At 46.6% G+C, this 12793-nt stretch carries 9 protein-coding genes and 1 pseudogene; 7 read left to right on the plus strand and 3 right to left on the minus strand.

Translation table 11 applies throughout. From position 1 onward, the window contains the following. From CVN76_RS23475 to CVN76_RS23485, 3 genes and pseudogenes are all read left to right on the plus strand, one after another. A pseudogene (locus CVN76_RS23475) lies at positions 1 to 635 on the plus strand (bacteriocin maturation protein); the annotation flags it as partial. After that, positions 632 to 2575 carry a TOMM precursor leader peptide-binding protein gene (locus tag CVN76_RS23480; RefSeq protein WP_100533246.1) on the plus strand — a complete coding sequence of 648 codons (1944 nt, stop codon included), beginning with the start codon at positions 632 to 634 and terminating at the stop codon, positions 2573 to 2575. The pseudogene CVN76_RS23475 and the gene CVN76_RS23480, both read left to right, overlap by 4 nt. A 23-nt stretch (positions 2576 to 2598) precedes the next feature. Then, complete coding sequence (locus tag CVN76_RS23485) at positions 2599 to 4155, plus strand: SagB family peptide dehydrogenase (RefSeq protein ID WP_100533247.1); 1557 nt, start codon at positions 2599 to 2601, stop codon at positions 4153 to 4155. A 68-nt stretch (positions 4156 to 4223) separates the two neighbouring features. Here the strand turns inward: CVN76_RS23485 and CVN76_RS23490 are convergent, their stop codons facing one another. Further along, a complete protein-coding gene (locus tag CVN76_RS23490) occupies positions 4224 to 5066 on the minus strand; it encodes a MurR/RpiR family transcriptional regulator (protein ID WP_100533248.1) in 843 nt (280 codons plus the stop codon). A gap of 721 nt (positions 5067 to 5787) precedes the next feature. On the opposite strand from CVN76_RS23490, the gene aspA reads away from it, so the two are divergent. Next, positions 5788 to 7215, plus strand: coding sequence for an aspartate ammonia-lyase (gene aspA, locus CVN76_RS23495; protein ID WP_061141061.1), 1428 nt, complete (start codon positions 5788 to 5790; stop codon positions 7213 to 7215). A 347-nt stretch (positions 7216 to 7562) separates the two neighbouring features. Here the strand turns inward: aspA and CVN76_RS23500 are convergent, their stop codons facing one another. Together CVN76_RS23500 and CVN76_RS23505 are read right to left on the minus strand one after the other, a co-directional pair. Next, the gene (locus CVN76_RS23500; protein WP_100533249.1) at positions 7563 to 8252 is read right to left on the minus strand and encodes an N-acetylmannosamine-6-phosphate 2-epimerase; all 690 of its coding nucleotides are present in this window, start codon (positions 8250 to 8252) and stop codon (positions 7563 to 7565) included. 32 nt (positions 8253 to 8284) lie between these two features. Beyond that, a complete protein-coding gene (locus CVN76_RS23505; protein ID WP_061140850.1) occupies positions 8285 to 9820 on the minus strand; it encodes a maltose/glucose-specific PTS transporter subunit IIC in 1536 nt (511 codons plus the stop codon). 417 nt (positions 9821 to 10237) lie between these two features. On the opposite strand from CVN76_RS23505, the gene CVN76_RS23510 reads away from it, so the two are divergent. The 3 genes from CVN76_RS23510 (at position 10238) to CVN76_RS23520 (ending at position 12776) form a co-directional block, all read left to right on the plus strand. Continuing rightward, the gene (locus CVN76_RS23510) at positions 10238 to 10585 is read left to right on the plus strand and encodes a DUF2294 domain-containing protein (RefSeq protein ID WP_100533250.1); all 348 of its coding nucleotides are present in this window, start codon (positions 10238 to 10240) and stop codon (positions 10583 to 10585) included. Positions 10586 to 10778: 193 nt separating this feature from the next. Next, positions 10779 to 11825: an ABC transporter substrate-binding protein gene (locus CVN76_RS23515; protein WP_100533251.1), complete on the plus strand. Its 1047-nt coding sequence runs from the start codon at positions 10779 to 10781 to the stop codon at positions 11823 to 11825. A gap of 21 nt (positions 11826 to 11846) precedes the next feature. Further along, a complete protein-coding gene (locus CVN76_RS23520) occupies positions 11847 to 12776 on the plus strand; it encodes a nucleoside hydrolase (RefSeq protein ID WP_061140847.1) in 930 nt (309 codons plus the stop codon). Positions 12777 to 12793 lie beyond the last annotated feature (17 nt).

Consider the following 12793-nt stretch of genomic DNA (forward strand, 5'->3'; position numbering starts at 1 on the left):
TCAGCCAGCATGTTGCGGCCCTTCCTCCCCTGTCTGGTTTGGATGGCATGAAGGGACCGATCGGAGTCGGAGCAGGGGAAACATTTGCTGAATGTGTATGCAGGGGATTGCAAAACTGTTTGGATGAGGAGTTCGGGAACCGGAAGTTCAACGAGGAGGCTCTTGTTTCGGTGAAGCTGACTGAGGTGGATGACGAGCGCTGCACGTATTATTTACAAGCACTGACCCGTCTGCAAGGTGAACCGATCATCGGCCTTGGCAGTGATGTGTCCGGTTTTCCAGCAGTATGGGTAGGAACGAGCGATGGCTGGTCGGGAGCTGTCGGTTTGAATGTCACGCTCGGATTGCGTGAGGCGTTGAAAAAGGCCATCATGAAGGTCCAAAATCAAACCATTTGCCTTACCGCTTCAGATTTCGCTGCATCATCCGAGCATCCGGCAGAACGCGCAGCAGAGGACCTTGTGATTCCTGCATGTGAAGGGACAGCGAGTTCCGAATTGGTACGCTCCGCGATGCAGGCAGTGGAACAGGGCGGCAAGCGGCTCTTCGTTTTCGAAGTGGAAACGGAAACTGTTTTGCAAGAAGAACTGGCAGGGGTGTTCGGGGTGTTTTTGCGAGAGGGGGAATCAGGGTGAAAACTGACGTATCGGTTGTCGGGGAAGGCGTATTGGCCGACCAGGTTCATCGGGACTTATCCGGCACATACCAGGTCCATCGCCTATCCGATTTCACGGCAGGAATTCCTAAGGACACCGCTTTGCTCCTGGTGCTGCAGGATGCCTGGGATCCCGCCGTCCATTTGAAGGCGGAAGAGCTGGCAAGGTCACAAAACATCCCTTGGCTGAGAGGGTTCGTATCGTTTGGAGAAGGTGTGGTCGGCCCGCTGGTGCGAGCGGGCATACCCGGCTGCTCCCAATGTGCCGACCTGAGGCAGCTCATGGCCGGGCGTGACCGAAAGGAAATGTGGGGCATCAAAAAGCAGCTCCTGGGAAATGGCGGGATCGGGCGGGATGCCGCAGCGTCGCGCTCAGGTCTGTTGCAGATGTCTCATTTGATTGGGGAGGAAGTAAGGAAGGCGATGAGCGGCGATCAGCCCCGTTCTGAGGGGCGGGTGGCATTCATCCATCTGAAAACGCTTAATGGGTCATGGCATTCGTTTTTACCTGATCCATTGTGTCCGATTTGCAGTCAATTGCCCGATGACTCGATGAATCGGGCAAGGATATCCTTGCAGCCAAGTCCGAAAATCAGCCCCGGCAGTTACCGTACCCGTTCAATGGAGGACCTGGGTAAAGTTTTGGCCAGGGATTATTTGGACACTCGCACGGGTTTCCTCAATAGTAAAATGATAGACCTCATTCCGCCATTTGCCGATGTCAGTGTTAATTTGCCTTTGTTCATAGGCGATGAGGGGACGGCTGGGCGGACGCTTTCCTATGCAGCTAGCGAGATGACGGCCATATTGGAGGGACTTGAGAGGTATTGCGGAATGGAGCCGCGCGGCAAGAGGACCGTGGTGCATGACAGCTACAACAACCTGAAAGATCAAGCGCTTGATCCAATCAAGATAGGCGTTCACGCAGAGAAGAATTATGCACAGCCAGATTTTCCGTTTCAACCGTTCGATCCTGACCGCTCGATTGATTGGGTATGGGGATATTCGTTCATGCAGGAGCGGCCGATTTTAATTCCAGAGCTGCTCTCCTATTACAGCTTGGGCTGTGGAAACGGGTTTGTCTATGAAACCTCCAATGGGTGCGCTCTTGGCGGCAGTTTGGAGGAGGCCATCTTCTACGGAATCATGGAAGTGGCGGAACGTGATTCGTTTCTGATGACATGGTATGCACAGCTTCCTCTGAACCGGATCGACCCCTATTCGGCCGATGATAAAGAGCTGGAATTGATGATAGACAGGGCAAAGGCAGCGGCCGGATATGATATCCAGCTGTTCAATTCGACGATGGAACACGGTATACCGAGTGTATGGGCACTGGCGAAAAACAGGAAAGGAAAAGGATTGAATCTCATATGTGCGGCAGGGGCCCATCTTGATCCGGTCCGGGCGGTGAAAAGCGCGGTTTTCGAGTTGGCGGGCATGATGCTGACCCTTGACGAGAAGTTGGAGGAAGACAAGGAGGAAATCGAGAAAATGTTCCAGGACTCCTCCCTTGTACGGAAAATGGATGATCATGGCATCCTGTACGGTTTGCCGCAATCGGAGGCACGACTGGATTTTTTATTGAAACCGGAACGCCCCATGCGGACGTTTGCTGAAGAATTCGGGGAAATCGAGAAACATCAGGACTTGACTGATGAACTGCAAAGCATTCTTGAGGAGTTTCGCCGTTTGAAGCTTGACGTGATCGTGGTGGATCAGACGACGCCTGAAATCGAGCGTAATGGATTACATTGCGTCAAAGTGCTGATTCCGGGAATGCTGCCGATGACATTCGGCCATCATCTTACACGGGTGACAGGACTTGAGCGGGTACTCAGGGTACCAATGGAACTTGGATATGTAAAACGGCCGCTTGAATTCGAACAGCTCAACCCGCATCCGCATCCGTTTCCATAAAGGTGGATTAAGGAGGTAGGGGGATGAGTTTAGAGACATTTCTTCATAATTTGCATTTTGACATTGAAAAGGCAAGTCCGCCTGACTGGGAAGTGGATTGGGATGATGCACCGCTTACGTTCAAGCTTTACCGTGACTTGCCACAGTTCCCGTTGTCGCTGGAGGTTCCGCTTGCACTGGATGGATCCGCCAGGTTTTCGAAGCCTGACGGAAGCGTAATCGGCCATTTTCTTTGGTATGCCTATGGTCTTACCCAAATCAGCCAAGCGCAGAGAGCCTCGGATCCCGATGACCTGATGCAGTCATTCCGGCGTTTCCCCCCATCAGGGGGGGCGCTGTATCCAAGTGAGCTGTATGTATACTTGAAGACGGAGGAATTCCCGGACGGCGTGTACCATTATGATGCAGCCCACCATCGATTGGTGCTGTTGCGGGAAGGGAATTTTGATTCATATTTAATCAAGGCCCTAGGTGATCGCTTCAATGCATCCGCTTGTTTTGGCGCCGTATTTGTATCGACGATGTTCTGGAAAAATTTTTATAAATATAATAATTTCTCATATCGGCTGCAAGGTCTTGATGCTGGCGTGCTTATCGGACAACTGCTGGAAGTGGCAAAACGGTTCGGGATGAACACGAGGGTGTGCTTTCAATTCCTGGATCGTGCCATCAATCACCTTCTTGGATTATCGGAAGAGGAAGAAAGCGCCTATGCAATGATTGCCTTATCGAAGGAACCAGTAAAACTGGAGAAGGATGAGGATACAGGGGAGGATGCCACTGCGACCGGTCTGTGCCAGGAATTGCCCCTTATCCAGCCGGAACACTATGTTCGATCGGTTGTGGTCAGGGATTTCCCGTTGTTAACGAAAATGAATGGAGCATCGATGATCGAATCCAGTCAAATGATTCGACCTGTAGAAGCCAGGGAACAAAGGGAATGCGAGGGACATGTAATCGCCCTGCCTATCGTGAAGAGAATGTCCTACGATTTGGCATCGGTTTGCAAAAAACGCTTTTCCCCTGAAATGGACTTCATTTTAGAAAAGGTAAGTCAAGAGCGGCTCGCCCTTCTCCTTCAAGAGGCAACAGCCGCGTTCACCTATCAAAATGACCTGGATGAAGACAATGAGCATCGCGTAACCATCTATGCAAGCTTATATAATGTAGAAGATATGGAGGATGGTGCCTACCTGTATGAAAGGACGACACATTCGTTAAGGCTGATAAGGCCAGGAGATCATCGGCTTCGATTGCAGTGCGGGATGTCCCTCGATGTCTTGAATTTTCAGCAAGTCCCGATCTGCATCCATGTGGCGGGTGATCGGACGTACTTCAAGTCTCAGCTTGGATACAGGGGATACCGGATCCAGCAAATGGAGGCGGGGATGCTCGTGCAGCGAATATTGTTGGCGGCATCTGCCCTCGGAATGAATGGGCATCCGCTGCTGGGGTTCGACGTCAATATGTGTGATGAGCTTTATAAAATGGGCGGATCTCAAGGGAAAACATCCCTGATCCAGATCCCGATCGGAGCGTACCGCAATCGCCCATGGCTAAAGGGGGGACTGCATAGCTAAACGAATGAAACGAAGGCCACCGTCCCTGTTTGGGAAGGGTGGCCTTCGTTATTTGGAGGAAGTAAGACTCAGTGGGTGTCCGTTAATGCCTGCAAGGTTTTTTCCCTGATGCTTATCCTGTTTTTATAATCCTTTGAAACCAACTCGGTATAAAGTAAATCGAACAGCAATAGGAGCGGCAGCAAGGGAGAGATGTTCTGCCCCATATGCATGCTGTTTTTGCTTGTGACCAATAACGATAGGTCACTTAACCGTGAGAGCTCGGAATTCTTATTGCCTGTGAAAACCAAGATCAGGGCGCCTTGCTTCTTGGCGATTTTCATCGCGCGGATGACCTCTTTTGTCGCACCGCTAATGGATATGCCGATGACAACACTTTCCTGGTTGCTTAAAGCGGCATCCATCATCGACTGATGGGGGTCCGTGATCGCTTCGACAGACAGGCCGATCCTGAAAAACTTCGATTTGAACTCATGAGCGGCTATACCTGAGCTGCCAATGCCGTAGACATGTATCCTTTTTGCATTCGTAAGGAAAGAGACCGCTTTTTGGATATCCTCATAAGAAGTGATATGAAAGGTATCATCGATGATGCTCATGTGATCTTGATATAATTTCGCGAAATAATCGACCTGCTTTAGATCCTTCATATGTATCGGCGAATTGCGAAGGTCGACGAATCGTTTTAACTCATGCTTAAACTCATTGAAACCGGAAAAAGCTAATTTCTGGCAGAAACGAGTGATCGTTGCCGGCGAAATATGCAGTTTTTTGGCGATTTGACTAATGGTTAACTGACTCACTTCCTCAGGGTGCTGCAGAATATAGTTGGCTAATTCTTCTTCCGTTTTGGTGAATTTACTCATGCTGCATTCGATTCCATATATGAGGTTTTCTGCTAAATATTCCAAATGACCACCCATTCCAGGCAAAATTGATTCTATGTATAGTTTAATGTATCCAGTAAGGACGTCAATAACCGATATCTTTTAATGATGGCGATCGATCGTCAAACCTGTCATATTTCAGCCTGTTCAAACAAGGAAGGCGGATTTCTTGCTTGGAAGCGTTTTATTATACTGGACAAAACAATGAAGTTGTAGGAAGATATTCTAATGGAAATCAGCCAATTCAGTGGGTGGAATGAAAAAATACTCGATTCATCCGTATTTCCCGATGCCGTTTCCGCGAAAAGATGAGTGTATCATCCAAGGATAATGGGAGAAAAAAAACCACTTAAATATTATTCCTATATAAAATTATAAAATCTAGTATAATTAAATTGTCCACTTCTTTAAGAATGAGGAAGTTGCGTTACGTACCTTCCGTGGGACTGGATTGGTTAAGGTTCACCTCAATAACGGAGCCAAGTTTCCTTAGCTTTCTGATCAATGAAAAAGATCGATTTGAAAGTGAATGATGGGGTGTTATAGTATTCCTTGGAAAACATTTTTGAGAAATGTATGGAGTTAGGGGAGTGTTGCATATCTGTTGTCCAAACTACAGGATGGTAGGGGAGCGGGAGAAAATAAGGCTCGTCCCAGGTTAGATGACGATGGTGCCAACCGTTCCAAAACTGATGTGATGCACAAATTGAAAAAATTACTTTTTAAAAACATGGGGGATCAAGGAATGATAGATGAGAAAGCAATCCGTATTGAGAAAGACTTTCTTGGTGAAAAGGCAATTCCGGCAAATGTGTACTATGGAATTCAGACTTTACGCGCTGTAGAAAATTTTCCGATTACCGGATACAAAGTCAATGAAGAGATGATTCGTGCATTGGCGATGATAAAGAAAGCGGCGGCGTTAGCCAACATGGACACAAAGCGTTTGTATGAGGGTATAGGGAATAGTATCGTGAAGGCTTCTGATGAAGTGATTGAAGGGAATTGGCATGAGTATTTCATCGTCGATCCAATTCAGGGCGGCGCCGGAACATCGATGAATATGAACATTAATGAAATCGTTGCCAATCGGGCCATAGAACTGATGGGGCACGATAAAGGCGACTATAGCAAAGTTAGTCCGAACAGCCACGTCAACATGTCACAGTCGACCAATGACGTCTTCCCGACGGCCATTCATATTTCGACACTGCGATTATTAGAGCGTTTACTGGAGACGATGACGAAGATGGGGTCCGTCTTTAAAGCGAAAGCGAAACAATTCGATCACGTCATCAAAATGGGCCGTACTCACCTTCAGGATGCCGTGCCTATTCGTCTCGGCCAAGAATTCGAGGCATATAGCCGTGTGCTGGAGCGGGATATAAAAAGAATCAGCCAATCACGCCAGCATCTATATGAAGTGAACATGGGAGCGACAGCGGTCGGAACCGGTTTGAATGCCGATCCACGTTATATCGAAAATGTCGTGAAATATTTAGCTGAAATCAGTGAAATGCCGCTTGTTGGTGCAGAACACTTAGTGGATGGCACACAAAACACGGATGCTTATACCGAAGTATCGGCTGCCTTGAAAGTATGTATGATGAATATGTCAAAAATCGCGAACGACTTACGTTTGATGGCTTCAGGACCAAGAGCTGGATTAGGGGAAATCACGCTTCCTGCACGTCAACCAGGTTCATCGATCATGCCTGGAAAAGTGAATCCGGTCATGCCTGAATTGATCAACCAAGTAGCTTTCCAAGTAATTGGGAACGATAATACGATTTGCCTCGCCTCTGAAGCAGGTCAATTGGAATTGAACGTAATGGAGCCTGTACTCGTATTCAATTTATTGCAATCGATCAGCATCATGAACAATGCCTTCAACGTATTCACCGATTATTGCTTGGCAGGTATCGAAGCTAATGAGGAACGCTTGAAAGAATATGTCGAAAAAAGCGTGGGCGTGATCACGGCCGTCAATCCGCATCTAGGATATGAAGTCGTTTCACGTATCGCGCGTGAAGCGATCTTGAAAGGCAAATCCGTTCGCGAGCTTTGCCTGCAGTATGATGTGTTGACCGAAGCAGAATTGGATTTGATCCTAAACCCTTATGAAATGACGAAGCCGGGTATAGCGGGCGCTTCTCTTTTCGATCGGGAATAAGGAATAAGTGTAGAATGAGATGTTTCTTCGAAGAACTATGCCTTGAGTTAGGGGCATAGTTCTTTTTTTCTAACGTAGCGGTCATGACGTTAATTTTAAGTACCCGAAGACCACATAAATTGTAGTTAAATCATTACTATTGGCTTTTACTAGGAAGTTTCGGTGTTATTCGCGATTGTGGTAGTGCATCCATAATCAAATGTCCGGCTTCTTCATTCCCTTCCCTTAGGGCTTGTTTTAGTTAGGGATAACAGTTGTTGCATACAAAAAGAGATGGTATGAGTTTTACTCATACCATCTCTTCGTTTAACGTTTTTTTCATGTTCGACGTATCCCATGGAACTCCCTCATTGAATAGCATCGACGAATCTTTTAGTGATTTGCTGGGGCCTGGTGATGGCGCCCCCGACTACTACTGCATGTACGTTCATATCCAATACGGAACGCGCGATTTCCGGTGTTATGACATTCCCTTCAGCGATGACTTTTGCCTTTTTCACGGCGCTTACGATTTCCTTCAGCACCGCATAGTTGTCGTGATAAATTTTCTGTCCGCTCGTTTCGTTTGTATAGCCGTATAAAGTAGGCGCGACAATGTCGAATCCTAATTGGTCGGCGTATATGGCCTCCTCTTTGGAGGATACATCGGCCATGAGCAAAACATCTGGATATTTTGCCCGTATTTCATCGAAAAACTGCTTTAACGTTTTGCCGTCCGGCCGTACACGCGCTGTTGCATCGGTCGCAATGATTTCTGCTTTCGTTTCCATCAATGCATCGATTTCCATCATGGTAGGGGTGATATAGACATCGTTTTGTCCATAGACCTGTTTAATGATCCCGATGACTGGCAGGTCGACATTTTTCTTGATCTCGATTATATCGGCTACAGAGTTAGCGCGAATGCATTTCGCACCGCCTTCCTTTGCGGCGACAGCCATGCGCCCCATGATGAAAGAACTGTGCAGCGGCTCATTCTCCAATGCCTGACAAGACACGATCAATCCCTTATGAATGGTATCCAGCACATTTTGCATGTGTAACACTCCCTTATCGTTTATCTATCCGCTTAGTGGCCCAAATACTCTTCCACTTCATTTTTGATGATCGTTACTTGTGGTCCGTAAACGATTTGAATGCCTTTTCCTTGTTTGACGACGCCCTTGGAACCGGTTTGTTTGATGACGTCTTCTTTTACCAAAGCTTCATCCTTTACCGTGACGCGCAAGCGAGTTGCACAGCAATCGACGATCTCGATATTTTCCTGTCCGCCCAAGCCCTCGACAATGGTCTCGGTTCTTTCCGATGCCGCCACTTGTTGCGAGACGGCTTGTTCCTCATCTTCACGGCCAACCACTTTTAAGTTCTTTCTCTTGATCAAGAACTTGAACGTGAAGTAGTAAAGGAAGAACCACGGAATGCCCACTACCAGGACATAAATCCAATTAGTTTTACTGATCCCCTGGAGTATCCCGAATAAGGTGAAATCGATAAAGCCTCCAGAGAAGGTTTGACCGATCGTGATATTGAATATATCTGCCATCATGAACGCCAAGCCGTCGAATATGGCATGAAATACATAAAGGATCGGAGCGACGAATAAGAAACTGAACTCCAGCGGCTCGGTAATGCCTGTTAAGAAGGACGTTAAGGCTGCTGAAAGAAGCAAACCGGCCACTACCTTCTTGTTTTTTGGTTTAGCACAATGATAGATGGCCAATGCGGCTCCCGGCAAACCAAACATCATCGTGATGAACCGTCCGGACATGAACCGTGATACCCCTTCATAGTACTTGGTCGTAGTTGGATCGGCCAATTGGGCGAAGAAGATATTCTGCGTTCCGCTCACCAGCTGGCCTTTGATCTCCATCGTTCCGCCTAAAGCAGTTTGCCAGAAAGGGAGATAGAAGATATGGTGAAGCCCTAACGGCCCGAGCATGCGCAAAATGAATCCGTAGAAGAAGGTTCCAATCGTTCCTGTGCTCGTTACCAGTGCACCAAGCTGGTTAATGAAAAGCTGGAAGTAAGGCCATACGACAAACAATAAGGCTCCGACCAGGATGGATGCGAATGAAACGATGATTGGGATGAAACGGGAGCCCCCGAAGAATCCCAATACTTGTGGAAGCTGAATTTTATTATATTTATTATGCAAAAATGCCGCGGTGATACCAACTATGATACCGCCGAACACCCCAGTCTCCAGTGTTTGGATTCCAACAGCCATTCCCTGTCCGGCACCAGCCAAATTATCCTTGGCAAGCTCCCCGGTTATTTGAAGCAGTGCATTGATCGAACTATTCATCACGAAGTAGCCGATCATGGCTGCCAGGGCAGCGGTCCCTTTATCCGAACGAGCTAAGCCTACGGCGACGCCGACGGCAAAGATGACAGGCAAGTTGGCGAAAACGATATTGCCTGCAGAGCTCATGATCGTGAATATAGCCTGCAACCAGGCAAAATCCAAAAATGGATAAGCCTCAACTGTATTAGGATTGGAAAGAGCACCGCCGATTCCCAGCAATAATCCGGCCGCTGGTAAAACGGCAATCGGGAGCATAAAAGATTTACCGAACTGCTGCGCTTTCTCAAAAGCTTTCTTCATAAAACATTCCTCCCTTATTCATTGAGCCTATGACCCTCTCTATTTATTGGCTAAGCTATACCTGTATATTAATTCCCCATAAAAGCGTTTACAATAAGGAACCAAGAGATATCAATTGTTTTCAATAAGAGGCAGATTTCTCTGAAAACATTTTCAACACATGGACGGACATGAAAATCAAAACGGTTAAAGAATTCCCAAAATAGGTAGGATCAGTGGATGTGGCTCGTTGTAAAGTTATATGAATATAGTGAAGGATCATAAAGAACTTACTGATATAATTCGGTTATTGGTAGTTAAATGGTCGTTTTTCATGGATTTGAACATTTTTTCTTATCAAATCCGAATATTATCTTGTGCAATTGAAAAAAAGTATATATAATTACCTCAAATGATAGTTTTGGCAGGTGAAAAGTCATCTTACCGATAAACACTAATGAAACGAAGAAATTGCTTTCTCATATGTATAATGAGGTATCGAAGGAATTGTTCGGTTTTGGTACGACGGTGCTCAAGGTTACCGTCGAACTGAATGTGATTACATTTCAGGCCAAACATCGCCGTGCACCACGCTCCGAGGCTTTGGAGGGAGAAGTTCCCAGCCTGAAGCAGGAGGTTGATTTTCATATGTCACTGCTTTATAAAAAGAAATTGAGACAAAAATTGGAAACGCAAACGGATTGGGAGATCGAAGCGGTCTTGAGGGATTATGACTCAGCGACGCAGCGGGCTTTCACCAATATTGTATTGAAGGAAACTATTTAATCCTATAAATGGATTTCGCTCCGGATATATCTGGAGCGAACGCCGCAATAGTACCAAAATGATAAGTTTTATCTTTGTTTACAAAGAAAAGACAATCTTGGGTAGAATGCTAATTCTATTTAAGATTGTCTTTTTTTACATGTATGGCTGTAAAAAGGGAATTTTATACAATATCAAATTGGAGGGTTCGATGATGAAAAAAATAATTAGCTTATTCATGATGTTCACAGTGTTCACACTAGTTTTAGCCGCTTGTTCCTCAAAGGAGGAGGGGAAGGGAAAACCGGCCAAGTTAGTCGTTTCGACTTGGGGATTTGCCGATGATTTCTTCCGCCCTGAGGTCTATGAGCCTTTTGAAAAGGAGCATAATGTTAAGATCGTCGTCGATTCAGGAAATAATGCAGATCGACTGAATAAGGTACGCCAAGCAAATAGTGACGTGGATGTCATCTATTTATCCGATTATTATGCACAGCAGGGGATCGATGAAGGGTTATTCGAAAAAATCGATGCTGCAAAGGTTCCGAACATGAAACAGATCTACGACCAAGCGAAGGCCCCGAATGGCGCCGACTATGGCCCGGCCTATACGATTGCCCAATTTGGGATTGCCTATAATCCCGATGAAGTGAATGCACCGATTTCCTCGTGGAAAGATCTTTGGAGCAAGGATTTGAAAGGAAAAATCACGATTCCATCCATTACTTCAACGACTGGCCCGATGTTTTTGGATGCAGCTTCGAAAGTAAGCGGAAGTAAGGAATTCAATGAAGATAAGGCCTTTGCCCAAATGAAAAAGATCATGCCGAATGCGGTAAAAGAGTACGGGCAAACATCCGAGTTCGTCAACATGTTCTCGCAAGGGGAAATTGCGGCTGGCCCGATCATGGAAATGTATTTCAGTGATTTACAGGAAGCCGTCCCGAATGCGAAGTTCATTGCTCCGAAAGAAGGCGGATACGCGGTCATGAATACGGTGAATATCGTAAAAGCCAGCGATCAAAAGGAATTGGCTGAAGAGTTCATGAATTACATCTTAAGCAAGGAAGTACAGGAAAAATCAGCGAAGGCGAAAATCGACTCACCTGTCAATACGGAAGTGAAGCTGTCTGAAAAAGAGGCGAAAGGCTTAACATATGGTGAAGACGTCATTAACAGCCTGCGTGTCCTGGACATGAAGTTCGTTAATGAAAACTCGAAACAATGGATCGATCGCTGGAATCGTGAGCTTGCACACTAAGAATGGAATGAGGTTTGATGAATGAAGAAAAAACTGATTCTCGATGTGGATACTGGAATAGACGATGCAATCGGGATCATTCTCGCCGTGAAAAGCCGTCAATTCGACATATTGGCGATTACAACCGTAAACGGCAATGTATCACTTGATACGGCCACTCTTAACACGTGCAAGATACTCGATATGCTCGGCGAACAAGACATTTCAGTCATAAAGGGCGCAGATGCCCCCCTCATCAGGCCCTCCTTTTTTGAGCACAGGATCCATGGGGAGGATGGGATAGGGGGCGCCCTCGCGAACGTCCCCGTTACGAAGCAGCCTGATGATGGGTTTGCTGCTGATTTCATCATCAATTCCATTTTGAACTTTCCGGAAGAAGTGACGCTGATCATGACGGGACCGCTTACGAATTTGGCACTTGCGGTGAAGAAATGTCCGCAAATCACCCAGCTGGTGAAGGAAGTCATTTTCATGGGCGGAGTTGTACAAGGGGGCGGCAATGTTACGCCGACCTCCGAATATAACGCATACGTCGATCCGGAAGCAGCCAAAATCGTCCTGCATGCAGGGTTCCGGTCGATCACCCAGGTCGGTCTCGATGTCACGAGAAAGGTGCTGCTGAGCGAGGCGCATATCCAAGCGATTCAAAATCAAGAGCTTGCTGACTATATAAGCGAAAGCACATCAGACTATCGGAAAAGGTATTTTGAGCGGAATGGTGTTTGGGCATGCGCCATGCATGATCCATTGGCGGTCGGCGTCGCTTTGCAAAAAGATCTTGTCACGACAAAAGAATATTATGTAGATATAGAAACAAAAAGTGAGATTTGTGATGGACAGATGGTTTGCGACTTTCAGGACCGGCTGATGAAGCCTGCGAATGTGCATGTTTGTCTGGATGTCAATGCAGAAGCGTTTTTCGACCTGTTCATTCGCACCATCCATTCATAAATCAAACGATCAGGGGG

It is taken from the genome of Bacillus sp. mrc49 (assembly GCF_002803435.1).